The following is a 24,332-nucleotide window of genomic DNA, read 5'->3' as shown; positions in this document are numbered from 1 at the left end:
CGCGACCTCGCACCCAACCCGTCCGAACAGCGTCACCCACCCGAGAAGAGGCCCTGTGTTCAACCACTGCTCCGCGCGCCGCCTGTTCACCAGCCTGACCGTCCCCGTGGCCGTCCTGCTCGTCGCCGCCTGCGGCAACGGCTCGACCACTCCGGCGTCGGACGCCGGATCCGGCGGCGAGCCGGCCGCGGTGGAGGGGATCGACCAGGAGCTCGTCGAGGCCGCGCAGGAGGAAGGCGGCGTCGTCCTCTACGCCGGGGGGCACACCCGTCCGGGGCTGGAGCTGCTCCAGCAGCGGATGCAGGAGCTGTTCGGCATCCAGGTCACCTTCACCCGGGAGGACTCGGGGGCGATCGCCAACTCCATCTCCGCGGAGCTGGCCAGCGGCTCGGTCAACGCCGACGTCGTCAGCCTCACCGACCCCGGCACGATGCAGGACTGGGCGGAGGAAGGCGTCATCACCGACGCCGACGTGCCCAACCTCGGTGACATCAGCGAGGGCCTGGACAACCCGGACAACCCGCAGGTGCCCTACAGCCTCGTCCCGCTGGGGATCATGTACAACTCCGCCAACACCGACCCGGCGGACCTCCCCACCACCTGGGAGGAGCTGGCGAGCGAGGACCACGGCGCCATCATCAGCGCCGACCCCGGTGCGTCGGGCACGGCGCTGGCCTACTACACGATGCTGACGGGTCTCTACGGCGAGGAGTGGCTGGGGCAGCTGGCCGAACGGCAGGTCGCCGTCACCGACAGCAGCCTGGCCCTCGCCCAGCTGGTGCTCACGGGCGAGGCCGACATCGGCATCCCGGCCATCGAGTCGGCGGTGATCAGCGCCGCGGAGGAGGGCGAGCCCCTCGAGATCGCCTTCATGGAGGACGGCGTGCCGTCGTTCGCCTCCGAGCTCGCGATGCTCGCCGACGCGCCGCACCCGAACGCCGCGAAGCTGCTCGTCCAGTACCACCTGAGCGAGGACTTCCAGCAGGCCCTCGCCGACCAGGGCGGGCGCAGCGTGCTCCAGGGCGGTCCCCAGCCGCCGTCCGGCGCCGACCTCTCCGACGCCACGCTGCTGACCGCGGACCTGTCGGAGATCGAGGAGCGCGGCGAGGACGTCGTGGCGCGGTTCGCCGAGCTGTTCAACCGATGAGCCGGCGACCGAGCGCTTCCGCCGCGCCCCCGGGATGCCGGTCATGGCGCTGACCAGCTCCGCCGCCCCTGCCGCGTCGGGCACCGACGCGGCGGGGGCCCCGCGGGAGACCGGGGTCGCGCCCCGCCGGCAGCGGCAGGCGCAGCGGCGTGGCACCGGCTTCGAGCGCTCCATGCGCTGGGTGTGGGTGGTCGCGATCGTCGCGCTCATCGGCTACCCCGTGGCGCAGGTCTTCGGCCAGAGCTTCGTCGCCGACGACGGCGGGTTCACGCTCGTGAACTACGGCCTGCTCGCCAGCGAACCCCGCCTGGTCCAGGCGATCCTCAACTCGCTGTGGATCGCCGCCGGCACCGTCGTGGGCAGCCTGCTGCTCGGGCTCCCGGTCGCCTGGTTCGCCGTGCGGACGGACCTGCCGTTCCGGCGCTTCTTCCGCGGCACGGCGGTGCTCACCTTCGCGGCGCCGAGCTTCATCGCGGCGCTGGGGTGGATCCTGCTGCTCGGGCCGCGCAACGGGCTGCTGAACACGACCCTGATGTCACTGTTCGGGCTGGAGACCGCGCCTTTCGACATCTTCAGCCCGTGGGGGATCATCTTCGTCCTCTCCCTCTTCCTCTACCCCCTCGTCTTCCTGCCGGTGTCGGCTGCCCTGGAGGGGATCGACCCGGCGCTGGAGCACGCGGCGGCGAGCCTGGGTGCCTCCCGGGCGCGGGTGCTGCGGACGGTGACGTTCCCGGTCATCGCGCCGGCGTTGATCGCCGGGTCGATCCTCGTCTTCGTCAGCGCTGCGGTGATCTTCGGACCGGTGGCCATCCTGGGTGCGCCCACCGGCTTCCAGACGATCCCGACCGTCCTGCTGAGCCTCATGCAGTTCCCTCCCCGGATCGAGGCGGCAGCAGTCATCTCCGTGCCGATCCTGGTGATCATCGCGGGCCTGCTGCTCGTCCAGCGGCGCCTGGTCGGCGGCAAGAAGTTCACCGTCATCGGGGGGAAGCCGGGACGGCAGGAGCTGACCCGACTGGGTCCTGCCGGCCGGGTCGCGGGGCTGGCCTTCTGCACGCTCGTCGTCGTCCTCAGCATCGTGCTGCCGTTCGGCATCCTGCTGGCGACCTCGTTCCGCGAGGCCCTGGGCCGGCCGTTCGGGGCGGACAACTTCACGCTGACCGGCAACTACGAGCAGGTGTTCAGCCAGCCGCTGATCACGGCGGCCATGGGCAACAGCTTCTTCCTCGCCGTGGCGGCGACGGTGCTCGCGCTCGCGCTGGCGCTGCTCGCCTCGTGGCTGGTGCACCGGACCAGGGCGCGCAGCAACGCGGTGATCGCCCCGGCGATGGCGGCGCCGCTGGCCTTCCCGGGCGCCGTCCTCGGCATCGGGCTGATCATCGCCTACGCCGCGCCGCCGTTCGGTCTGGGCGGGTCGCTCACCATCCTCCTCATCGCCTACGTGGGCAGCGCGCTACCGCTCACCTTCGCCTACGTGCACGCGGGCATGGGGCAGATCGGCGCCGAGGTCGAGGAGGCGTCGCGGAGCCTGGGCGCCTCGTGGGCCCGCACCTGGCGGCGCATCACCGTGCCGTTGCTCCGCCCGTCCCTCCTGGCGGCCGGCCTGCTCAACTTCGTCCTGCTCTTCCGGGAGCTGGAGATGTCGGTGTTCCTCTACACCGGCGCGAACCCGACCATCGCCACCGTCCTCTACAACCTCTCGAACGAGTCGCTGTACCAGCGGGTGGGTGCCCTCTCGGTGGTCATCCTGCTGATCAACATCGTCGTGGCGGTCATCGCCATGCGACTGCTCGACCACCGGCCCGGCGAATCCAGACGTCGTCGGACCACCTCACGCCCAGCCCCCCACGCATCCTCGGAGGAAGCCGCATGACCGTGACCACGACCGACGTCGGCCCCGGGGTCCACCTGCGCTACGAGACCCCGCACATCGCCGTCCTCACCCTGGACAGCCCGCCGTCGAACACCTTCAGCTGGGAGAGCCGGCGTTCCTTCATGAAGGCGCTGGACATCCTGGATGCCGACGAGCAGGTGCGCTGCCTGGTCATCACGGGGGAGGGGCGGGCGTTCACCGCGGGTGCCCACCTCGGCGAGGACCAGTCCATGAGCGATGAGCAGCTCGAGGACTACCTGGCCGAGTTCGGCCGGGTGCTGAACGGGGTGCAGAACTTCCGGGCCCCGGTGATCGCCGCGATCAACGGGGCGACCATCGGCGGCGGCCTGGAGTTCTCCCTCTGCTGCGACATCCGCATCGCCTCCACCGAGGCGTTCTTCGTGGCGGCCGGGGTCAACGTCGGGCTCATCGTGAGCTTCTGGCGTCTGCCACGCGTCGTCGGCCTGGGGCCGGCCAAGGAGATCCTGCTGACCGGGGCCCGGTACACCGCGCAGCAGGCGCTCAACTGGGGTCTGGTCACAGAGGTGCACGAGCCGGCGGACCTGATGCCTGCCGCGCTCGCCAAGGCGCAGCGGATCGCCACCCGCGCACCGCTGTCGGTGGAGGCGACGAAGGAGGCCGTCACGGGAGCCTTCGAGATGGACTTCGCGCAGGGCCAGGCGCTGCAGACCAAGCGCTTCCTCGAGATGTTCCGCACCGAGGACCACCAGGAGGCGCTGAGGGCCTTCTTCGAGAAGCGGGACGGCGACTACCAGCGGCGCTGATCGCCGCGCGGCGGAGTCGGTGGTCGGCCGGGACGATGTCCGGCCGACCACCGATGTCGTGGTTCAGACCCGGCGGAGGACCGAGACCACCCGGCCGAGGATCGTCGCCTCGTCACCCGGGATCGGCTGGTACGCCGGGTTGTGGGGCAGCAGCCAGACGTGGCCGTCCCGGCGCTTGTAGGTCTTGACCGTCGCCTCGCCGTCGATCATCGCGGCGACGATCTCGCCGTTCTCCGCGGTCGGCTGCTGCCGGACGACGACCCAGTCGCCGTCGCAGATCGCGGCCTCGACCATCGAGTCGCCGGCCACCTTGAGCATGAAGACCGTCCCCTCGCCGACGAGCTCGCGGGGGAGCGGGAAGACGTCCTCCACCGCCTGCTCGGCCAGCACCGGGCCGCCGGCGGCGATCCGCCCGACGAGCGGGACGTAGGCGGGGGCGGAGGCCTGCTCGCCCTCGCCCAGGACGGGCGGCTCGGCGAGGGTGGCCGTGCCGCGGGAGGCATCCCCGGGCAGCCGGACGTCGAGCGCGCGCGGGCGGTTGGGGTCGCGTCGCAGCCACCCCTTCTTCTGCAGGACCGAGAGCTGGTGGGCGACCGAGGAGGCCGACGAGAGCCCCACGGCCTCGCCGATCTCCCGGACCGAGGGCGGGTAGCCCCGGCGGTCGATCGAGTCGCGGATCACCTCGAGCACCCGCCGCTGCCGCTGGGTCAGCCCGTCACCGTCGGCCGTCCGGTCGGGGAAGGCGCGCACCGACCCGGTGCCGCCCGCCTCCGGGGTCGCCCCACGGGTGCCGCGCCCGCTACCGGAGGTCCCGCTCGAGTCCGCCACGTCTCCTCCTCGCCGGCTGCCCGTGCAGCGCTCGCCCGTCGTCCGTCCGCTGAACCGTAGCGCCGATCCCCGTCCAGTTCAAACACACGTTCGAAAATCAGCCGTGTCGCATCGCTTCTGTCGGCGGCGTCCGGTAGACATCGGACCGGCGTTCCAATCGAACAGGTGTTCGGGCCGGTGGGGTACCGGTCGGGAGGGTGGGAGACATGAACAGCGGTACCGCGCTGCGGGTCCGTCCGGAGGGGGCGGGTGACGTCGCGCCGCGAGGTGCTGCGGAGATGCCGGCGCGGCACCTCCGGGTGCTCCCGCCGCCCCGCGCGTACGTGGAGCCAGTCGGGCTCCCTGTCCGCCCCGGGGGGCGGCCGGGCGCAGTCCGGTCGGCCGCCGTGGGCAGCGGCGCGCCGGCGCCACTCCCGCCGCTGCGCCTCACGGCGCGCGGGCGCCGCGTGGTCGCGGTGGTCGTCCTGCTCCTCGCGCTGGGTGTGGTCGCCCTGGGTGGCGCCGTCCTCGGCGAGGCCCGCGACGGGCTGGAGCTGATGGGGACGGCGAAGGTCATCGTCGAGCCAGGGGACACGCTGTGGTCCATCGCGGGTGCGGTGGCAGGGGAGCGCGACGTGCGCGACGTCGTCGTCGACATCCGTCAGATGAACGGGCTCGAGAGCGCGGCGATCACGCCGGGTCAGGTCCTCGTGCTGCCCTGACCGGGAGACTCCGGGTGCCCGAGGTCGGCATGGCGAGAGATCTACAAGGTCGGTCGTGGACTTCGACAACCGTTTGTATGCGGACGTTTACGGACCGTGCTCGTCAGCCGCTTGCGGTCAGTGGGTGTCCAGCGCTATGGAGAGCCGCGCCGCGGTGTTCACCAGTCAGCCCCAGGTCGTCGAGGTCCACCACGCGGGGGCCTGGCGGGCAGGGCAGCTGCTGGGGTGGCGGCACGATGACGCCGGCGCCTGCGAGATGTGGGTCCGGGTCGTCGCCGGCGGTGTCGAGCAGACGGTGTGGACGGGGCTCGCAGCGGTGCGGCTGCCCGAGCCGGCGCGCACCGACGCGGTCCCGGTGACGCAGGCGATGCCTGCGCAGGGGGCAACCGCCCCGGGGGCCGACGGGCCTGCGACCCGCGACTCGACGGCCAGCCTGCCGTTGGTGCGCGATGCCCGCGCTGGACGTCCGGCCACTGCCCGGTCCGGTGGTCGGCGACGGGCGCCCGAGATCGACGAGGTCCCCGCCGTGCCGGCGCCATCCGTCCCGGCGCCCTCCGGGTCGGCGACGTCCGTGCCTCCGGCCCCGGCCGGTCGTCACCGTGCCCCGGTCGCGGCGCCGGCGGGTGGTCGGGACAGTGCCGCCGACACCCGCCACCTCCCTCCCGTCGGGGCAGGTGGGCCGGCGGCGGGCCGGGGTAGCCGGTCGGGCGCCTGCGCGGTGCCCGCCGCGCGCTCCCCGCACCCGGTCGAGAGGCGTCCGGCCGGGTACGGCTGGACCCCGCCCGCAGACCTCGAGCGCGACCTGCTCACCCGGCCGATGCGCCTGGGCGACCAGGTCCCGCAATCCCGGCGTCCATGGGTGGACGGGGCCGTCCGTGCCTGACGGCTCAGCGCCCGCCGCACCCGCGCCCGACGGCGCCCTGTGCACGTGCCGGTCGTCGCCTCGGGGCGGCGTCCGGCGTCCGCACGGGCGCCGCGCCCGGCGCGGCAGGGGGTGCCGGGGCGTCGCCGGTACCCGGCCGGTCGCCGCGCCGCGGGGGTCCTCGGGTGGGTGGGTCCCCGGCGTGTCGGTGCGGTGCCGCTGTGACGGCTGGGGGCCGCTGATCCGCCTGCGCACGGCAGTGCCGGAGGGGAACACGCCGAGCAGACGATCACTTGCACATCTTGTGGGAGCCGTCCTAGGGTTCCCCCACATCTAGTAGTTACACAGCTGTAAGCCCGTCCACAGCCCCGTCCTCAGGTTCTCCCCGCGGCGTCCACCGGATGTCCCCAGGGAGCTCCACAGGCAGGCCGGTCGCGGGCCCACCGGCGGAGGAGGTGAACCACCGTGCGCTGCCCGTTCTGCCACAACGCCGACAGCCGGGTCATCGACTCGCGGGAGGCCGACGAGGGGGCCACGACGCGTCGTCGCCGCTCGTGCCCGGCGTGCGGTCGCCGGTTCACCACCGTCGAGGAGGCGGTGCTCGCCGTCGTCAAGCGCAACGGCGTCAGCGAGCCGTTCAACCGCAGCAAGGTGGTCGCCGGCGTGCGGCGGGCCTGCCAGGGCCGGCCGGTCGACGAGGACCAGCTCAAGCTCCTCGCCCAGCAGGTGGAGGACGCCATCCGCGCCAGCGGCGCCGCGGAGGTGCCGAGCCACGAGGTCGGCCTGGCGATCCTCGGCCCGCTGCGCGAGCTCGACGAGGTCGCCTACCTGCGGTTCGCCAGCGTCTACCGCTCCTTCACCTCGGTGGCCGACTTCGAGCGGGAGATCGCCGAGCTCAAGGCGCGGCAGTCCAGCGCGCCGCCGGGGGAGGCGGGCCCGCCCGCGCCCCGGCAGCCGGTCCCGTCCGGCACCTCCGCCGGCACCTGAGAACTGTCGGTGCCACCCGATAGACAGCAGTTCGAGCAGTTACCGATCGCGGCTCTTCCCCAGCCCCCGATCCGCCACCGCGCAGCACCACCGCGCAGCCCCGCGAAGCACCACGCGACACACGACCAGGGAGAGCTCCACACCATGACCGAGACCGACGACCGCGTGGCCGGCGCCCGCACCCGCCGCAGCGCCAAGACGCCCAGCCGCGCCAAGGGCCTCAAGATCAAGCGCGTCTTCACCACCGCTGGTGTGCACCCGTACGACGAGGTGACCTGGGAGCGTCGCGACGTCGTCATGACCAACTGGCGGGACGGCTCGATCAACTTCGAGCAGCGCGGTGTCGAGTTCCCGGCCGAGTGGAGCATCAACGCCACCAACATCGTCACCACGAAGTACTTCCGCGGTGCGGTCGGCACCCCGCAGCGCGAGACCAGCCTGCGGCAGCTCATCGACCGCGTGGTGCTCACCTACACCGAGGCCGGCCGCGAGCACGGCTACTTCGCCACCGAGGGCGACGCCGAGATCTTCGAGCACGAGCTGACCTGGATGCTGCTGCACCAGTACTTCAGCTTCAACTCGCCCGTCTGGTTCAACGTCGGCACCAGCGCGCCGCAGCAGGTCAGCGCCTGCTTCATCCTCGCCGTCGACGACGAGATGGACTCGATCCTCAACTGGTACCGCGAGGAGGGCCTGATCTTCAAGGGCGGCTCCGGTGCCGGCCTGAACCTCTCCCGCATCCGCTCCTCCAAGGAGCTGCTCTCCTCCGGTGGCACCGCCTCCGGCCCGGTCTCCTTCATGCGCGGGGCCGACGCCTCCGCGGGCACCATCAAGTCGGGGGGCGCCACCCGCCGCGCGGCCAAGATGGTCGTCCTCGACATCGACCACCCCGACATCGAGGAGTTCATCGAGACCAAGGCGCGCGAGGAGGACAAGATCCGCGCGCTGCGCGACGCCGGGTACGACATGGACCTCGGCGGCAAGGACATCACCAGCGTCCAGTACCAGAACGCCAACAACTCCGTGCGCGTCTCCGACGAGTTCATGCGCGCGGTCGAGGAGGGCGACGAGTTCGGCCTCCGGGCCCGCCTCGACGGTTCGGTCATCGAGACCGTCGACGCCAAGTCGCTGTTCCGCAAGGTCACCCAGGCCGCGTGGGAGTGCGCCGACCCCGGCATCCAGTACGACGACACGATCAACGACTGGCACACCAACCCCGAGACCGGTCGCATCAACGCGTCCAACCCGTGCTCGGAGTACATGAGCCTGGACAACAGCTCGTGCAACCTGGCGTCGCTGAACCTCATGAAGTTCCTCAAGGACGACGGCACGTTCGACGCCAAGAACTTCGTGAAGGCCGTCGAGCTGGTCATCACCGCGATGGACATCTCGATCTGCTTCGCCGACTTCCCGACCGAGCCGATCGGTGAGACCACCCGCGCCTACCGCCAGCTGGGCATCGGCTACGCCAACCTGGGCGCCCTGCTGATGGCGACCGGTCACGCCTACGACTCGCGCGGTGGCCAGACGCTGGCCGCGGCCATCACCTCGCTGATGACCGGCACGGCCTACCGCCGCTCGGCCGAGCTCGCCGGCATCGTCGGCCCCTACGAGGGCTTCGCCCGCAATGCCGACGCGCATGCCCGCGTCATGCGCAAGCACGCCGCCGCCAACGACGCGATCCGTCCCGTCGGTGCCGACGACGCGGACGTGCTGAAGGTCGCCACGCAGCAGTGGCAGGAGTGCCTGGAGATCGGCGCCGACAACGGCTGGCGCAACGCCCAGGCCTCGGTGCTGGCCCCCACCGGCACCATCGGCTTCATGATGGACTGCGACACGACCGGCATCGAGCCGGACTTCTCGCTGGTCAAGTTCAAGAAGCTGGTCGGCGGCGGCTCCATGCAGATCGTCAACCAGACGGTGCCGCGGGCCCTGCGCAGCCTGGGCTACCAGGAGGAGCAGATCGAGGCGATCGTCGAGTACATCGCCGAGCACGGCCACGTCGTCGACGCGCCGAGCCTGCGCCCCGAGCACTACGAGGTCTTCGACTGCGCCATGGGGGAGCGGGCCATCTCCCCGATGGGCCACGTCCGGATGATGGCCGCGGTGCAGCCGTTCATCTCGGGCGCCATCTCCAAGACGGTCAACATGCCGGAGACGGCGACCGTCGAGGAGGTCGAGAACATCTACTTCCAGGGCTGGAAGATGGGTCTCAAGGCGCTGGCCATCTACCGCGACAACTGCAAGGTCGGTCAGCCGCTGTCCGACGCCAAGGCCAAGAAGGCGGAAAAGGTCGCCGAGGCCGAGGCCGAGGCCGAGGTCGCCTCGAGCCCGGTCTCGCACCCGGTCCGCAAGCGGCTGCCGAAGAAGCGCACGAGCGTCACCACCTCGTTCAGCGTCGCCGGTGCCGAGGGCTACATGACGGCCGGCATGTACGAGGACGGCAGCCTCGGCGAGGTCTTCCTGAAGCTCGGCAAGCAGGGCTCGACCCTGGCCGGTGTGATGGACGCCTTCTCCATCTCGCTGTCGATCGCGCTGCAGCACGGTGTGCCGCTGGAGACCTACATCCAGAAGTTCACCAACATGCGGTTCGAGCCGGCCGGCATGACCGACGACCCGGACATCCGGATCGCACAGTCGGTGATGGACTACATCTTCCGCCGCCTGGCGCTGGACCACCTGCCCGTGGAGAAGCGGGCCGGCCTCGGCATCTTCAGCGCCGAGGAGCGGGCGGCGCAGGTCGCCGGCTACGGCACCTCCGCGTCGACCGCCACGGTGGTCGAGGAGGAGGAGGTCGACCTGGAGCAGCTGCGCGGCTCCGCGCCGATCGAGACCGTCCCGACCCAGGAGAAGGTCACGCCGGAGGGCCCGAAGTCGGTCAAGGAGGCGCACTCCTCGGCCGAGCTGCTCGAGCTGGTCACCGGCACCGCCACCGACGCGCCGCTGTGCATGACCTGCGGCACGAAGATGCGGCCGGCCGGTAGCTGCTACGTCTGCGAGGGTTGCGGCTCCACCAGCGGCTGCAGCTGATGGCGACCGTCCTGACCGCGCCCCGCAGCGGGGGCTGAGGTCAGGACGTCGACCGCCGACCGGTCATGCACGACCGACCGATCGACCTGTCCCCCCGGAGCGCACCGCTCCGGGGGGACAGGCCCTCTCGGGGGACGTCCGGTCGGTGGGTGCCCGGTGCCGCAGCCGCTGGCTCACTGCGCGGCAGGGGCTAGCGCTACGCGGCCGATGGGGCGTCAGCGCGACGCCGGGGGAGCCCCTGCGAGCCACCGCCGGAGCTCTGCGGCCTGCTCCTCCAGCTGCCCCTGGCCGGGGAACGGCAGCGTCTCCGTCGCCACGAGCGGCAGGGTGGTCCCGTTCGTGAGGACCAGCTCCACGCCCCGCGCGGACCCGAAACCACCCTGGCGGCCCACCGCCACCCGGTCGATCTCCGCGCGCTCGAGGCGGCGGGTCTGCAGCCGGTTCCGGACCTCCAGGCCGCCATCGGCATGCGCGCGGACACGGCTGAGCACCGTCGCCGTGTTGTAGCCGGTGATGCCCACCGCGAAGGCCGCGAAGACGGCCCGGAACAGCGGCGGACCACCGGTGGCCAGGACGAACACGACCAGCACCACGGCGACCACCACGGAGGCGCCGTAGAGGGCGGTGGAGAAGCGCGGTGGGCGCAACTCGAGGACGGCGTCCGACGGGGTCACGGTCGCGATCATGCAGCGTCCCCCGCCACGGCCGCTCTCCGGAGGTCTCCGCGCATCCTCCGGTCGACCGCATCCGCCGGACGGGCCGGGTTGCTCAGCCTCCTGTCGACGGCTCCCGCCCGGCGATCGGTCGACCGCGGTCAGGGCGAGCAGGCCCGCAGCGAGAAGCAGCATGAGGAACGCCAGGTCGTCCGGTCCCGCCGTGTCGGCACGGTCCGGGTACGCCATGCCGATGACGGCGCCGGCAAGGATCGGCCGAGGTAGCAGAAGCGTCCGCAGCAGCCCCGCGGAGCCCCCGGTGTGGGCCGGGTCGGCCCGGACGTAGCTGGCGGTCTGGTTCGCGAGGGTGATCAGCCCCAGCGGCACCGCGGCCACCACCGCCTGACCGATCGCTCCCCCCGCGCGGGGGAGGACCTCCGCAGCCGCGCCAGGGTCACGGGCCGTGCACCGGGCAGCGGTGGGCCAGCCCGGCCGCGGCCTCCCGGAGCCACCTTCCCGGATCGCCCAGTGCCTCCGCCGGCCCACCCGCGACGTCGACCAGCGAGACGGCGTCGGCGAAGGCCCCGGTCGAGGTCGTCGCGCTGCCGGCGAGCAGGAGCACCGGGGTGCCGGCCGCCCGGGCCAGCGACAGCACGTGCGAGACGACCTTGCCGCCGGCGCTCTGCTCGTCGTACCGCCCCTCGCCGGTCACCACCACGTCGGCCGTCGCCAGCAGCCGTGGCAATCCGAGCGCCTCCCCGATCGCCGCAGCGCCGGCGCTCAGGGAGGCTCCCCACAGGCGCAGGCCGAACCCGGTACCGCCGGCCGCGCCGGTTCCGGGCTCCGCCGGGTCGCCACCGGTCAGCTCGGCCAGCCGGCGCAGCCGGGACTCCAGCAGCGGGACGTCCGCCGGGTCGGCGCCCTTCTGCGGTCCGAAGACGGCGGCGGCGCCGTGCACCCCGAGGAGCGGGGCATCGACGTCGCCGAGCACCACGGCACCGTCCGGGGGGAGCGGGCGCAACCCGTCCAGGTCCACCCGGTGGAGGTCGGCCAGGCCGGCGTTGCCCGGCCGGACCGGCCGGCCGGTGGCGTCGAGGAACCGGGCGCCGAGGGCGGTGAGCAGGCCGGCGCCGCCGTCGCTGCTCGCGCTCCCACCGATGCCCAGCAGGAGTCGCCCTACCCCGTGGTCCAGGGCGGCCGCGACGACCTGGCCGAAGCCGAGGGTGTGCGCCGAGAAGGGGTCGGGGCGGCGCATCAGCGGGAGGCCGCTGGCCGCCGCCAGCTCCACGACGCCGGTGCCGTCGGGCTGGAGGAGCCAGTCGCAGCGGACCCGGCGGCCGTCGGGGCCCTCCACCTCCACCGGCATCCGGCGCGAGCCCGGGACGGCCGCGGCGAAGGCGTCGACCGTGCCCTCGCCGCCGTCGGCCATGGGGGCGAGCACGACCGCGTCGGCCGGCCGCGCGGCGAGCCACCCGTCGCGGACGGCCACCGCGACGTCGTGCGCGGAGGCCGACCCCTTGAACGAGTCCGGCGCCACCAGCACCCGGAGCGACCCCGCGGTCGGCGCGCTCGATGGTCCGGCCGTCACGGGCCGAGTATCGGCCCGCGGCGACCCGGCGCACCACCACGAGGTCCACGTCGCCCGCCGTCCGGCGGCCGCGTCTCCCCGGCAGCGCCCGGGCGCGACATCGCGCCGGCTATCGCGTCCCCGGTGGCTGACCGCGCGGTCGGGGGCCCCGCGACGGTCCGCTCACCACCAGCCCGGGACGCGCTCGGGTGGCGGAGACGCCACCGGCCGCCGCCACGACCTAGCCTCTCCCCGGTGAGGCAGCTGCTGCGGTTCACCTGGATCGAGGCCCAGTGCTGCCTGTTCGCGGTGCTGTTCTTCCTCGGCCTCGCCGCGGTCCGCGTCGTCCCGCTGCCGGTCAACGCCGCCGACGCGCTGCTGCTGTGGTCCCTCGGCGTGACGCTGGTGCTGTGGCTGGTCCGCTGGGAGACCGGCCGGGAGGTCGCGGTCATCCTCGGCTTCCACCTGGTCGGCCTGGCGCTCGAGCTGTTCAAGGTCGCCCAGGGCTCTTGGTCCTACCCGGACACCGGGCTGGCCACGGTCGGCGGGGTGCCGCTGTACAGCGGGTTCATGTACGCCGCTGTCGGTAGCTACGTCTGCCAGGCCTGGCGCCGGTTCGACCTGCGGATCACCACCTACCGCGCGCGCAGCACCGCGGTCGTCGCCGCGCTCATCTACCTCAACTTCTTCACCCACCACGTCACGTGGGACGTGCGGCTGCCGCTGGCCCTGGCCCTGCTGGCCGTCACCTGGCGGACCGGGGTGCACTTCACTGTCGGCCGGCGGCGCTACGTGATGCCGCTCGCGCTGTCCTTCGTCCTCATCGGCTTCTTCCTCTGGATCGCCGAGAACGCCGCGACCCTGCTGCGCGCCTGGCAGTACCCGTCCCAGGAGTCGGTGTGGACGCTGGTCCACGCCGCCAAGCTGGGGTCGTGGTCGCTGCTGGTGGTGGTCAGCATCGTCCTGGTCGCGGCGGTGAAGGCCCGGGAGGGGCAGCTGTACGGCCGGCCCGGTGACCGGACGGTCTTCCGGGCCTACGAGGCGCCCGAGGTCCCCCCGCTGACGGCACCGCTCGCCGACCGGGTGCCCACCGCCGGTCGCTGACGGCCGACGCGTCACCCCGCCGCGGGCGGAGCGGGACGTGCGGGACGCGGGTCGAGCAGCCGGGCGCACACCGCCACCGCAGCCAGGCCGGCGACGACGACCCACGGGTGGCCGATCGCGGCGTCCTCGAGCCCTGCCAGCGGGTTCGCCAGCACACCGAGGCGGTCGAGCGCCCAGCCGGTGGCCGCGGCCAGGGCGATCCCCGCGCCGGTCGACCGCACGGCGGGGTAGGCGCGGGTCCGTGAGAGCAGGTGGAGCGAGGGGAGGACGAGGGCGACGGTGACCAGCTGGGCCAGCTCGACGCCCACGTTGAAGGCCAGCAGCGCCGGCAGCGACGCGGAGCCGTCCAGCCCGAGGCCGGTGAGGATGCCGGCGAACGCGAGGCCGTGCACGAGGCCGAAGCCGGCCGCGATGAGCAGTTCCCCGCGCCGGGCCAGCGGGCGGATCGCGTGGACCGCGGCCACCCCGACCGACACCGCGATCACGACCTCCACCGGTGCGCTCGGCAGCGACACCCAGCCCAGCGCCGAGGCGACGAGCGTCAGCGAGTGCCCGGCGGTGAACGCCGTGACGACGCCGACCACCCGGCGCCCGGTGCGGACGGCGCCGTCGGCCCGCTGCCACCGGCCCGCGACCGCGACCAGCGGGGCGACCAGCAGGAGGGTGAGCAGGAAGAGCAGGTGGTCGGCGCCCTCCAGCACGTGGGAGAACCCGTACCCGAGCATGTCGGCGATCCCGGTGCCGACCGCGCCCCCGATCCGCAGGCTGCCCTCCGATGCGTCGAGGACGCCCGCCGTCGTGACGTCGCCGGCGGCGTCGGTGAGGACGACGACGGCCTCGTGCGTGCTGTCCCCCTCGATGATCGCGTCGTAGTCGATGGTGAAGGACGACGGATCGGCGCCGGCGGGGTCGAGGGCGACGTCGACGCTGAAGGACTCGATGCCCTCGACCGACTCGCGCACGGCCCCCGACCACGTCTCCGCCCACGCCGTGCCGTCGGCGCCGGTCACGGTCAGGTGCTCGTCGAGGTACGCGATCACCTCGCCGGCGGAGGCGAGGCCACCGGAGCCGGCGTGGTCGGTGCCCAGCGCCGCGTCCAGCGTCTCGAGCGCGATGCTCACCGTCGCGTCGACCGTCTCCTCGCCGACGTGCACGGAGAGCGTGCTGCTCTCCAAGCTGTGCGCGCTCGCGACCGAGGGGAGCAGGACCACCGGGGCCGCGGCGAGCGCGGCGGCCGCGGCGAGGGCGCGGCGGCGGGGGAGGGACGACATGGCTGCAGACGGTGGCGGCCGGAGCTGGGAGCTCCCCGAAAGCCGGCTGTGAATCATCGCTGTGAGTCAGGATTCAGCTTCACAGCGTGTTCGCAGCCGCCGTCCAGGGTCGAGGGAGGCCACCCGGCGACGGTGGGGACCGACGAACCACCGATCACGGGAGAACCAACCATGAAGGTCCGGAAGACGATCGCCGCCCTGCTGCTCACCGCGGTCCTGCCCGTCGCCGCTGCCTGCGGCGCGACCACGGACGACGCAGCGGCCGCCGGCACGAGCAGCACCACGGCGACGAGCGGGACGACCACCGACGGCCGGGGCTTCGCCCAGGGCGGTCCGGGCGGCGGTGGTGGCCCGGGGGCCGTCGACGTCGGCTCCGTGACGACGGAGGCCGAGCTGGTCGCGCTGGTCCAGGAGGCCTACGGCGACGGGAGCCTCGACCTGCACCGCGGCCACCAGCCGGTCCAGGACGTGCTCGATGAGGTGCTCGCGATCAGCCACGACGAGCTCCACGTCCGGATGGAGGAGCAGGAGCAGAACCTGGCCGCCGTCGCCACGGACATCGGGGTGGACCCGCAGACGCTGGTCGACGCGTTGGTCGAGGCGTGGAGCCCGGCCATCGACGCCGTCGTGGCCGCCGGTGAGATCACCGAGGCGGAGGCCGAGGGGTACCGGGCGGCGCTCGAGGAGGCCTTCGCCTTCCGCGTGACCTGGGACGGTGAGGAGTCCATGCCGACGTTCTCCGGGCTGGCGGCCTAGTCCCAGAGCCCCGGCGACGGGGTCCGCCGCCCGGTCACCGAGGGGCGCCGGCGGCGGAACTCCTCGACCGGCCGGTAGGTCACGCCGCCCAGCCGCAGCGACACGACCCGGCCACCGGCGTCCCGCTCCACCGGCACCAGCTCGCCGGCCGGCCCGAACCCCGGCTGCGGGGCGACCCGCAACGTGCCCGGGTCGACCACCTGCAGCTCCTCGACCCCGGGCAGGGGATCGGGCCAGGTCGGCCGCACGAGCACCAGCCGCCCGGCGAGGTCGGCGACGTCCACCACGCCCCAGAGGCCGGCGAACCGGCCGGTGAAGGACGACGGCGGCGGGCTGCCGGGAGGCGCGGCGGGCACCGCGGTGCGCGGGTGCAGCGCGACGTCGACCAGCTTCACCAGCCCGGACGCCAGCTCCTCGGCCGGGCCGTCGATCGCGTTGGTGAGCACGCTGACGACCAGCCCGTCGGCCGGGTCCACGAAGGTGACGGTGATCTGCCCCGGCCACCCCCCGCTGTGCCCGACCAGCTGCCGCTCGCCCACGGTCGTCAGTGCCAACCCCAGGCCGTAGCGGCCGACCTCCGTGCCGTAGGCGGTCACCACCGACTCCACGCGCTGCATGAGCCGCTTCGCGTCGTCGCCGAGCAGCCGGTCGTCCCCGAGCACGTGGGCCGAGCCGTAGAGGGCGAGCTCCTCGGCGGTGGAGAAGAAGCCGGTCGCCGCGGCGAGGGCGCCGGTGCCCACGGAGCCGAGGGGCTCGCGGGTGTCCTCGCCCAGCAGCAGCCCGGTGTGCCCGCTGACGTGCTCGCCGGCCCGCGCGGGGTCGTGGTCAGCTCCGGTGCGGGTGAGGCCGAGCGGCTCGAGGATCCCGGCGCGGACCGCCTCGGCGTAGGGCATGCCGGTGACGGCCTCGATCGCGAGCCCGACCAGCGCGTAGCCGATGTTGGAGTACTTGAAGTGCTCGTTGCGGCGGAGCACCGGGCCCGCCCGCAGCGCCGCCGCGATGACCCCCGCCCGGTCGGGGAAGGGCTGCTCCAGCTGCCAGAAGTCGGCGTCGGCGCCGTCCCGGGTGACACCGGCCTGGTGCCCGAGCAGCTCCCGGACGGTCACCCGGGCCACCGGCGAGCCACCCGTCTCCAGCTCCGGCACATGGGCGCCGATCGGGTCGTCCAGCCGCATCCGCCCCGCCTCGACGAGCTGGAGCACGAGGGTCGCGGTGAACGTCTTGGAGTGCGAGGCGACGCGGAACAGGTGCCCGGGGGTCAGCGGCGCACCGGTCGAGACGTCGGCGACACCGGACGCGGCCGAGAGCACCAGCTCGCCGCCGTGGCGGACCGCCACCTGCGCGCCCGGTACGCGGCGGTGCCGCACTTGGGCGTCCAGCCACGACCGCAGGTAGCCCGCGGCGGCGCGGATGGTCTCGGTCCGGGTGGTCACGGCCGCCCAGCCTAGGAGTGTGCGGCGGAGGTCACACTCCGGAATCGGAGGATCACGTCCCGGTCACGGCCCCACGGCGCGATGACGTCCCCGGTCACCGCCCGGCCGCCACCGGCGCCGCTCGCCGCCGAGCCCCCCGAACCCCGTTCCCGGTGGCCGCTCCTCCCGCACCGACTCCGAACGGATCCGGCTCCACCATGTCCGCCGCTGTCGGCACGCTCGCGGCCACCCTCAGCATCGCCGTCGTCTGGCCCCAGGTCTGGCTCTCCTGCCGGCACCGCCGCACGCTCGGCCTCTCGCCCACCAGCGCCTGGCTCGCCGTCGCGCTCAACCTCTGCTGGCTCGCCTTCGGCCTGCTCTCCGGCGATCCGGTGCAGATCCTCACCAACGCCGTCGTCGGCACCGGCAACGCCGCCGTCCTCGGGGCGCTGCTGCTCACCCAGTCGCGGCTGCGCTCCCCGCGGGTGCTCCTGCGGACCGCGTCCGGCGCCGCCGGCCTCGCCGTGCTCGCCACCGGGGCGCTCGCCGGGGCAGGGCTGCTGGGTGCCGACCCGGTGGCGGCCGCGACGCTGCTGGGCGGGGTCGCCTCTGTTGTCGGGGCGGCGGCCGCGCTGCCGCAGCCGGTCAGCCTGCTGCGCGACCGCAGCCAGGACATCTCCGGGCTCTCGCCGGCGCGGTGGTGGCTCGGCTCGGGCTCCTGCGCCGCGTGGACCGGCTACGGCTGGTGCCTCGACCAGGCCGCGGTGTGGCTGTCGGCCGGCGTCGGGCTGTGCTGCTCGCTCGTCGTCTGCGGGATGCTGCGCGCCCGGCGGGCGGTGCTGTCGACGGCCGGGTCAGCCGCCGCAGCGGGGGACGTCGCCGGCGTCGAGGGCCCACTCCGGCAGGTCGGCGCGGAAGGCGTCGCGCACCGGCGCGGACCCGGTCGCGCGCCAGTCCACCCGACCACCGACCTCCGGCTCCTCCTTGGCCCACTCGAACCAGTTCACCATCGCCAGGTGGGGCAGCCGCTCGGTCAGCCCCGGGTCGAACAGCTGCTGCCACCAGGCCTGCTTGACGGCCAGCTCGTCGGCGCCACCCCCGCCCGGGGCGAAGAACGCCGCGGTCTCCGGGACGGCGACCGGCTTGCCGTACCGCTCGCCGTACTCGGCGTGGAAGTCCGGTAGCCCGCGCTCGTCACCGCCTCGCCCGGCGTAGGTGCCGGTCAGCTGGGCGAGGAGCTTGCCGACCTCGGGGACCTCGTTCTCGCCCCAGGGGTGCGCGTCGCCCCAGTGGTACAGCGACATGCCGACCCAGTCCACGGCGTCCTCGCCCGGCCAGTACGGGGCGTAGGGGTCGTCGGCCGCCGAGACCGCGCCGTCGCCGTCGGTGTCCAGCGCGGTGACGTCGCCGAGGTCGGTCGCCGCGTGGGCACCGCCGGTGAACGGGTAGCCGCCGCCGTAGTTGGGCGCCCACATCACCGCCGAGCCCGGCGCGCCCACGTGCACGGCGTCGGCCACCCGCCGGAACGCCTCGACGTAGGCGCTCGGCTGCTGCCCCCACGGGTACCAGGAGCCGTTCATCTCGTGGGCGAACCGGACGACGACGGGGACGCCGCGCTCGTTGTAGCCGGCCAGCCGCTCGGCCAGGTCGGCCGAGACCTCCTCGGTGACGGCGGCCAGCCCCTCGTGCGGCTCGAGGGTGACCAGCAGCAGGCCGCCCTCGCCGCGCACCTGCTCGACGGCGGCGTCGAGGTTGCCCGCGTCGGCGGGGGAGAAGGGGAAGCCGGTGAAGGAGACGGCGACGGCGGGGTGCGAGCCGAGCGCGGCTGCGTGCTCGGCCAGGGTGCGGTCGCCCCAGTCGAGGTTCACCCCCAGGTAGATCCCGTCGCCCGCGCCGGGCCGCGCCAGCTCCGCCGCCGGGCACGCCGGCCCGGTCGCTCCGGCGGTGCCGTCGTCCGGGGTCGCGCACCCGGAGAGGAGCGCGGTCGTGGTCAGGGCGGAGAGGGCCAGCGCCGGCAGTCGTCGCACCGGTTCCCATCGGACGTCCGGGGCCGCGGCTGTAGCGGTCGGCCGGCGACCACCCGCAGGTGTCAGGAGCAGGCGCCACCCGGGGCCCGGCCGGTGGGATCCTGGGCCGGTGGAGGTGGTCATCCTCCCCGGGCCCGACGAGGTGGCCCGGGTCGCCGCGCGGCGGGTCGCCGAGGCGGTCCGCCGGCGCAGGGACGCCGTCGTCGGGCTGGCGACCGGCTCCTCGCCGCTGGGCACCTACGCCGAGCTCGCCCGGCAGGTGGCCGCCGGTGAGCTCGACGTCTCCGGCGTCCGCGGCTTCGCGCTGGACGAGTACGTCGGCCTCCCGCCGGCGCACCCCCAGAGCTACGCGTCCGTCATCCGGCGCACTGTCGTCGAACCGCTCGGGCTCGATCCGGCGCGGGTGCGCGTGCCCGACGGCTGCGCGGTGGACCTGGACGCCGCGGCGGCCGGCTACGAGCAGGAGATCCGCGCGGCCGGTGGCATCGACGTGCAACTCCTCGGGATCGGCGCCAACGGGCACATCGGCTTCAACGAGCCGACGTCGTCCCTGACGTCGCGCACCCGGGTGAAGGCGCTCGCGCCCCGGACCCGCGCGGACAACGCCCGGTTCTTCGCCTCGCCGGAGGAGGTGCCGGTGCACTGCCTGACCCAGGGGCTCGGCACCATCCTGGAGGCGCGGGAGCTGGTCCTGGTCGCGCAGGGCGAGGCCAAGGCCGAGGCCGTCGCGGCGGCGGTGGAGGGTCCGCTGGGCAGCATGTGCCCCGCCTCGGTGCTGCAGCTGCACCGACGGGCAGGGGTCTACCTCGACGAGGCGGCCGCCTCGCGGCTGCGCCTGGCCGACTACTACCGCCACACCTACGCCCACCGCCCGGGCGGAGCCTGACCTCCGCGCACCCGGCGACGCCGACGGCGACCGCTGGCGGTCCGACCGGCCTCCGCCGGAACGCCGGTCTGGACGACCGGCCCCCGCGGGTGGATGGTGAGCCCGTGACCGAGAACCGCTTCGCCATCGGCCTGGACGCACTCGAGGCCACGGTCCGCGTCGCGCCCGCGGACCAGGTCCCCGAGCAGCCCGCGTCCGGCCCGCCGCCCACCGGCCAGGTGGGCGACCCGCACCCCTACGCCGGCGGGGCGGCCGGCGACGCCGACGGCGACTGATCCCCGGGCGGGCGGCCGCCGGGGTCAGACCCGGTCGTCGCGCTTCAGCCAGCCGTAGGCGGCGGTGGCCACGAAGAGGAGCACGCCGACGAGCAGCAGCCAGAAGAGCCCCTCCACCAGCGCGCCGATGATCGAGAGCACCAGCCATACGACGAGCAGGAGACCGACCAGACGCAGCAGCACGGGAGCTCCAGGGGAAGGCGGGGCGGGCACCGTCCACCCTAGGGGGCGGGGACCCTCCCACGGGCGCCGGCGATCCGGGGTGGGTGCGGCGGGCCGGCCGCCGGTGACGCAGGATCGGTGCATGGCCTACCCCGCAGCCGACGACCGCTACGAGTCCATGACCTACCGCCGCACCGGTCGGAGCGGCCTGGACCTGCCCGTGCTCAGCCTGGGCCTGTGGCACAACTTCGGCGACGACATGCCCTTCGACCGCCAGCGCGACATCCTGCGGCGGGCCTTCGACCTGGGCATCACGCACTTCGACCTCGCGAACAACTACGGCCCGCCCTACGGCAGCGCGGAGACCAACTTCGGGCGACACCTGGCCGACGACTTCCGGCCGTACCGCGACGAGCTGGTCATCTCCACCAAGGCCGGCTACGACATGTGGCCCGGGCCGTACGGGCAGGGCGGGGGCTCGCGGAAGTACCTGCTCAGCAGCCTGGACCAGTCGCTGCGGCGGATGGGTCTCGAGTACGTCGACATCTTCTACAGCCACCGGCCCGACCCGACGACGCCGCTCGAGGAGACGATGGGGGCGTTGGACACCGCCGTCCGCTCCGGGAAGGCCCTCTACGCCGGCATCTCGTCGTACTCGCCCGAGCAGACCCGGCGCGCCGCCGCGATCCTCGCCGACCTCGGGACGCCCCTGCTGATCCACCAGCCGTCCTACTCGATGCTCAACCGCTGGATCGAGCGGGAGGACCTGCTGGACGCCCTCGCCGACGTGGGGGCCGGCTGCATCGCCTTCTCCCCGCTGGCCCAGGGCATGCTCACCGACAAGTACCTCGGCGGGGTGCCGGAGGGGTCGCGGGCGAGCCAGGGCAAGTCGCTCTCACCGGACCTGCTCACCGAGCAGACCCTCACCCATGTCCGCGCGCTCGACGGCCTGGCCCGGGAGCGCGGGCAGTCGCTGGCCCAGATGGCGCTGGCCTGGGCCCTGCGCGACCCGCGGATGACCACCGTGCTGATCGGGGCCAGCAGCGTGGCCCAGCTGGAGCAGAACGTCGGGGCGCTGGACAACCTCGCGTTCACCGACGACGAGCTCGCGGCGATCGACCAGCACGCCGTCGAGGGCGGCATCGACCTGTGGGAGGGGCCCCGCACCGCCTGAGCGCCTGTGGACGACGGGTCCGGGGCAGGGCCGTTCCTGCCTAGGGTCCGCGGTGTGAGCGACGGCCTCGAGGTGGAGACGGCGGTACTGCGCGACGCGGGGCGGGCGCTGCTGGTCGTGCACGGTGAGCTCGACGGCGCGCGGGACACCGCCGATGTCGACGGCGGCGTCATCGCGCACGACCGGCTGCGGGAGCGGCTGCGGCAGTTCGGCAGCGGCTGGGATCGCCGGCGGACCGAGATGGCCGGGCTCATCGCGGGGCTCGGCCGGGCCGCGCAGGACGCCGCGGACGTCTACGAGCGGATCGAGACCGAGCTGGTCGCCGCCCTGGCCGGTGAGCGGTGAGCCGCCCGCGGGACTGGTCGCCCCTGCGCTCGTCGGACCCGGTCGGCGGGGACGCCCAGGCCATCGCCCGGCTCGCACGGCGCTACGCCGGCACCGCTGCGGCCATCACCACGGCGGCGACGGCGCTCCGCGAGATCCACGGCAGCGCGACGGCCTGGGACTCCGGAGCGGGCCGGGCGTTCCGGCAGCGCACCGCCGAGGTGGCCGGCACCATCGAGCAGGCGCTCGCCCGGTACCAGGGGACGGCGGCGGCGCTCGCCGGCTACGCGCGCACGCTCCAGGACGTCCAGGCCCGCGCCGACGTCGTCCTGGCCCGCGCCAAGCGGGCCGAGGAGGACCGGGACGCCGCCTGGCGGGCCCGCGAGCGCGCCGCCGCGCAGCCGGAGTCCGACCCGGTCGCCGAGCGCCGGGCGTACGAGGACGCCGCGGCGGCCACCGGGGGCATCCAGGCGGCCGACGAGGAACTGGCCATCTTGGAGGCCGAGTGGCGGGCGGCGGGGAACGCCGCCGCCGATGCCATCGACGACGTCGTGGGTGCGGACGACCTCGCGGACGGTTCCTGGGACGACGTCCTCGACGTCGTCGCCGTCGTCACCGGCTGGGCCGGGGTCCTGTCGGCGGTCCTCGGCCTGGTGGCGTTCTCCCTCGGCACGATCCCGGGTCTGCAGCCCTTCGCCGCGGCGCTCGCCGGGCTGGCCCTCGTCGCCGGTGCCGTCTCGCTGGTGGGCAACACGGTGCTGCTGAGGAGCGGCCGGGCGGGGCTCGACGCCGTGCTCTGGGACGCGGTGGGCGTGCTGACCTTCGGGGCCGGTCGTGCCTTCGCGGTGGCCGGCCGCGCGGTGGCCACGGGGACCCGCGGGCTGGCCCGCCCCTCGCTGGTGCAGCACCTGCGGGGCTCGGGGATGACCCGCCGGGAGGCGGAGGCGGCCTCGGCCGTCGTCGCGTCCCCCGGAGCGGCGGCCTCGGCGCTCGCGTCCCGGGCCCGCGACCCGCGCGGCTGGCTGCCCACCCGCGGGGAGTGGGCCGAGGCCTACCGCCCGTCGGGCCTGCTGCGCGGCCCGGTCGCCGGCCCGCGCCCCTTCGTCCACCCGCAGGCGACGGCGGCCCCGCAGGTGCGGACCGGCCTGTCCCGCGCCGCGCGGGCTGACGGCGCGTCCCTGCTCGCGAACGCCGCCGGGACGGCCCCCGCGGCCAACGCGTTCGCCGGTAACGGCGGCCCCGCCCTGGTCCGGGGGGACCGGTGACCGCCGTGGCGCCGGGGACCGTCGGGGCGCCACCCCGTGACTTCACCTTCGCGGTGCCGGGTGACTGGGTGCGGATCCGGGTCCTGGACGGGGTGCAGCGGGAGGCGGACGTCCGGCGGATCGCCCGGGCGGTCACCCGGGGACGGCCCGACCGCGACCGGCTGATGCCGCAGGTGGCCCGCCTGCTGCACGATGCGGTGGCCGCGCGCAGCGACAGCCGTACCGTCGAGGTGCACCTGCCGGTGTTCCAGGAGGGCGCCCCGCCGGTCGCCTGCGCCCTGGCCGTGGGCGTGGTGCCCCCGCGGGACGGCGAGCCGCCCGGTGCGGAAGAGGCCGCGTTCCTCGCGGCGGTGGGTCCGGGAACGTCGGGCGAGGTGGTCGAGCTGGTCTGCGGGCCGGTGGCCCGCCTGCGGCGCCGGGTGCTCGTGCCCGCTCCGGACGGCCGCCGGGTCGAGACCGCGGTCGTGCAGTACCGGCACCCGCTGCCCGGGGGCGGCTTCGTGCTGCTGAGCTTCTCGACGCCGCTGCTCGAGCTGCTCGAACCGCTCAGCGCGCTCTTCGACGCGGTCGCGGGCTCTTTCCGATGGCTTCCGTGACGCAGGCGGCGCAGTGGGGATACCGCGTCGAGCCGTGCGACGAGGGCTGGGTGTGGCTGCCCCGGTCCGGTGCCGTCGCCGGGTGGGCGCGGGAGGTGTGCGACGTCCTCGGCGTCCGCGGGCCCGGAGGCGGGCGGCTGGGCGCGCAGCTGCGGTCACTCGGCGTTGCGCTCCGGGAGGGCGCGCCCGACCTCGCCGCGCTCTGGGTGCCGGAGCCGGCCCACGGCGTCCTCGCGACCCTCCGGGCGGACCGGTACCGGCTGACCACCGGGCTGCCGGAGCTCGCCGCGCAGGAGCGCGCCACCGCCGGGCGTGGTCTGGCCCCGCCGGGGGTCGACCTGGTCGCGCTGCCGGCCGGCCCGGCGTTGCGCGTCCGGCGGGTGGGGCGGCAGGCCGCCGGCCCGGGCGAGGGGCTCCTCGTGGAGAGCGTCGGCCACCTCGTCGCGCCGCCGGGCGCGGTCGACGCCGACGGGGTGCCGACGGGCGTGGAGCTGGTCATGGCCTGGACGCTGCTGCACGAGGGAGAGGAGTTCGCGGACATGGCCGACCGGGCGGCCGAGCGGTTCCGCGTCACCGCCGGCTGAGCGCAACCCCTCGGCCTCACCACTCGGGGGGATGTGCACGACCGGCCCGGGTGTCGATGCCTC

22 protein-coding genes and 1 pseudogene are annotated in these 24,332 nt (G+C 74.4%); 16 read left to right on the top strand and 7 right to left on the bottom strand.

Annotated elements, in window-relative coordinates:
- Nucleotides 1-55 precede the first annotated feature (55 nt).
- From ACI79W_RS11135 to ACI79W_RS11125, 3 genes are read left to right on the top strand one after another with little or no spacing between them, the layout of a single operon-like run.
- On the top strand, nucleotides 56-1,147 hold the full coding sequence (locus tag ACI79W_RS11135) for an extracellular solute-binding protein (protein WP_456562145.1): 1,092 nt from the start codon (nucleotides 56-58) through the stop codon (nucleotides 1,145-1,147).
- 43 nt (nucleotides 1,148-1,190) lie between these two features.
- Nucleotides 1,191-3,020 (top strand): ABC transporter permease, encoded by a 1,830-nt coding sequence (locus ACI79W_RS11130; protein WP_456562144.1) that lies wholly within the window; start codon nucleotides 1,191-1,193, stop codon nucleotides 3,018-3,020.
- The gene (locus ACI79W_RS11125) at nucleotides 3,017-3,805 is read left to right on the top strand and encodes an enoyl-CoA hydratase/isomerase family protein (RefSeq protein WP_456562143.1); all 789 of its coding nucleotides are present in this window, start codon (nucleotides 3,017-3,019) and stop codon (nucleotides 3,803-3,805) included. Before ACI79W_RS11130 ends, ACI79W_RS11125 begins: the two co-directional genes overlap by 4 nt.
- A 63-nt stretch (nucleotides 3,806-3,868) precedes the next feature.
- Here ACI79W_RS11125 and lexA read toward each other — a convergent pair whose 3' ends face one another.
- The gene (lexA, locus tag ACI79W_RS11120; protein ID WP_456562142.1) at nucleotides 3,869-4,633 is read right to left on the bottom strand and encodes a transcriptional repressor LexA; all 765 of its coding nucleotides are present in this window, start codon (nucleotides 4,631-4,633) and stop codon (nucleotides 3,869-3,871) included.
- Nucleotides 4,634-5,019: 386 nt separating this feature from the next.
- Here lexA and ACI79W_RS11115 point away from each other — a divergent pair, with 386 nt between their 5' ends.
- The 3 genes from ACI79W_RS11115 (at nucleotide 5,020) to ACI79W_RS11105 (ending at nucleotide 10,213) form a co-directional block, all read left to right on the top strand.
- Nucleotides 5,020-5,334, top strand: a complete 315-nt coding sequence (locus ACI79W_RS11115; protein WP_456562141.1) for a LysM peptidoglycan-binding domain-containing protein — start codon at nucleotides 5,020-5,022, stop codon at nucleotides 5,332-5,334.
- Nucleotides 5,335-6,661: 1,327 nt separating this feature from the next.
- Nucleotides 6,662-7,183, top strand: coding sequence for a transcriptional regulator NrdR (nrdR, locus tag ACI79W_RS11110; RefSeq protein ID WP_456562140.1), 522 nt, complete (start codon nucleotides 6,662-6,664; stop codon nucleotides 7,181-7,183).
- 144 nt (nucleotides 7,184-7,327) lie between these two features.
- Nucleotides 7,328-10,213: a vitamin B12-dependent ribonucleotide reductase gene (locus tag ACI79W_RS11105; RefSeq protein ID WP_456562139.1), complete on the top strand. Its 2,886-nt coding sequence runs from the start codon at nucleotides 7,328-7,330 to the stop codon at nucleotides 10,211-10,213.
- A 215-nt stretch (nucleotides 10,214-10,428) separates the two neighbouring features.
- On the opposite strand, the gene ACI79W_RS11100 is transcribed toward ACI79W_RS11105, so the two are convergent.
- Together ACI79W_RS11100 and ACI79W_RS11095 are read right to left on the bottom strand one after the other, a co-directional pair.
- Nucleotides 10,429-10,899, bottom strand: a complete 471-nt coding sequence (locus ACI79W_RS11100) for a PH domain-containing protein (RefSeq protein ID WP_456562138.1) — start codon at nucleotides 10,897-10,899, stop codon at nucleotides 10,429-10,431.
- Between the two features lie 421 nt (nucleotides 10,900-11,320).
- On the bottom strand, nucleotides 11,321-12,454 hold the full coding sequence (locus ACI79W_RS11095; protein ID WP_456562137.1) for a glycerate kinase: 1,134 nt from the start codon (nucleotides 12,452-12,454) through the stop codon (nucleotides 11,321-11,323).
- Between the two features lie 234 nt (nucleotides 12,455-12,688).
- Here ACI79W_RS11095 and ACI79W_RS11090 point away from each other — a divergent pair, with 234 nt between their 5' ends.
- Nucleotides 12,689-13,537, top strand: coding sequence for a DUF817 domain-containing protein (locus ACI79W_RS11090; protein ID WP_456562136.1), 849 nt, complete (start codon nucleotides 12,689-12,691; stop codon nucleotides 13,535-13,537).
- 11 nt (nucleotides 13,538-13,548) lie between these two features.
- On the opposite strand, the gene ACI79W_RS11085 is transcribed toward ACI79W_RS11090, so the two are convergent.
- Nucleotides 13,549-14,808 carry a HupE/UreJ family protein gene (locus tag ACI79W_RS11085; RefSeq protein WP_456562135.1) on the bottom strand — a complete coding sequence of 420 codons (1,260 nt, stop codon included), beginning with the start codon at nucleotides 14,806-14,808 and terminating at the stop codon, nucleotides 13,549-13,551.
- Nucleotides 14,809-14,979: 171 nt separating this feature from the next.
- Here ACI79W_RS11085 and ACI79W_RS11080 point away from each other — a divergent pair, with 171 nt between their 5' ends.
- Nucleotides 14,980-15,564, top strand: coding sequence for a hypothetical protein (locus ACI79W_RS11080; RefSeq protein ID WP_456562134.1), 585 nt, complete (start codon nucleotides 14,980-14,982; stop codon nucleotides 15,562-15,564).
- Here ACI79W_RS11080 and ACI79W_RS11075 read toward each other — a convergent pair.
- Nucleotides 15,561-16,997 (bottom strand): serine hydrolase domain-containing protein, encoded by a 1,437-nt coding sequence (locus tag ACI79W_RS11075; protein WP_456562133.1) that lies wholly within the window; start codon nucleotides 16,995-16,997, stop codon nucleotides 15,561-15,563. The two genes, ACI79W_RS11080 and ACI79W_RS11075, sit on opposite strands and share 4 nt — an antisense overlap.
- Before the next feature lie 197 nt (nucleotides 16,998-17,194).
- On the opposite strand from ACI79W_RS11075, the pseudogene ACI79W_RS11070 reads away from it, so the two are divergent.
- A pseudogene (locus ACI79W_RS11070) lies at nucleotides 17,195-17,785 on the top strand (SemiSWEET transporter); the annotation flags it as partial.
- Between the two features lie 45 nt (nucleotides 17,786-17,830).
- Here the strand turns inward: ACI79W_RS11070 and ACI79W_RS11065 are convergent.
- Entirely contained in the window at nucleotides 17,831-19,003 is a 1,173-nt protein-coding gene (locus ACI79W_RS11065; protein WP_456562132.1) for a glycoside hydrolase family 26 protein, read from the bottom strand.
- 109 nt (nucleotides 19,004-19,112) lie between these two features.
- On the opposite strand from ACI79W_RS11065, the gene nagB reads away from it, so the two are divergent.
- The gene (gene nagB, locus ACI79W_RS11060; RefSeq protein WP_456562131.1) at nucleotides 19,113-19,889 is read left to right on the top strand and encodes a glucosamine-6-phosphate deaminase; all 777 of its coding nucleotides are present in this window, start codon (nucleotides 19,113-19,115) and stop codon (nucleotides 19,887-19,889) included.
- Between the two features lie 104 nt (nucleotides 19,890-19,993).
- On the top strand, nucleotides 19,994-20,164 hold the full coding sequence (locus ACI79W_RS11055) for a hypothetical protein (RefSeq protein ID WP_456562130.1): 171 nt from the start codon (nucleotides 19,994-19,996) through the stop codon (nucleotides 20,162-20,164).
- A gap of 24 nt (nucleotides 20,165-20,188) precedes the next feature.
- Here the strand turns inward: ACI79W_RS11055 and ACI79W_RS11050 are convergent, their stop codons facing one another.
- Nucleotides 20,189-20,347 (bottom strand): hypothetical protein, encoded by a 159-nt coding sequence (locus ACI79W_RS11050; protein WP_456562129.1) that lies wholly within the window; start codon nucleotides 20,345-20,347, stop codon nucleotides 20,189-20,191.
- A gap of 121 nt (nucleotides 20,348-20,468) precedes the next feature.
- Between ACI79W_RS11050 and mgrA the strand changes: the two genes are divergently transcribed.
- Genes mgrA through ACI79W_RS11025 form a run of 5 tightly spaced genes read left to right on the top strand, consistent with a single transcriptional unit; the run spans nucleotide 20,469 to nucleotide 24,269 of the window.
- Entirely contained in the window at nucleotides 20,469-21,500 is a 1,032-nt protein-coding gene (gene mgrA, locus ACI79W_RS11045; protein WP_456562128.1) for an L-glyceraldehyde 3-phosphate reductase, read from the top strand.
- Nucleotides 21,501-21,554: 54 nt separating this feature from the next.
- Nucleotides 21,555-21,845, top strand: a complete 291-nt coding sequence (locus ACI79W_RS11040; RefSeq protein WP_456562127.1) for a hypothetical protein — start codon at nucleotides 21,555-21,557, stop codon at nucleotides 21,843-21,845.
- The gene (locus ACI79W_RS11035; RefSeq protein ID WP_456562126.1) at nucleotides 21,842-23,089 is read left to right on the top strand and encodes a hypothetical protein; all 1,248 of its coding nucleotides are present in this window, start codon (nucleotides 21,842-21,844) and stop codon (nucleotides 23,087-23,089) included. Before ACI79W_RS11040 ends, ACI79W_RS11035 begins: the two co-directional genes overlap by 4 nt.
- A complete protein-coding gene (locus ACI79W_RS11030; RefSeq protein WP_456562125.1) occupies nucleotides 23,086-23,685 on the top strand; it encodes a hypothetical protein in 600 nt (199 codons plus the stop codon). The genes ACI79W_RS11035 and ACI79W_RS11030 overlap by 4 nt, the downstream gene beginning before the upstream one ends.
- Nucleotides 23,673-24,269, top strand: coding sequence for a hypothetical protein (locus ACI79W_RS11025; RefSeq protein WP_456562124.1), 597 nt, complete (start codon nucleotides 23,673-23,675; stop codon nucleotides 24,267-24,269). Before ACI79W_RS11030 ends, ACI79W_RS11025 begins: the two co-directional genes overlap by 13 nt.
- The last annotated feature ends 63 nt before the right edge of the window (nucleotides 24,270-24,332 follow it).

The organism is Blastococcus sp. SYSU DS0533 (assembly GCF_054050775.1).
This window is presented reverse-complemented; position numbering and strand designations above follow the sequence as displayed.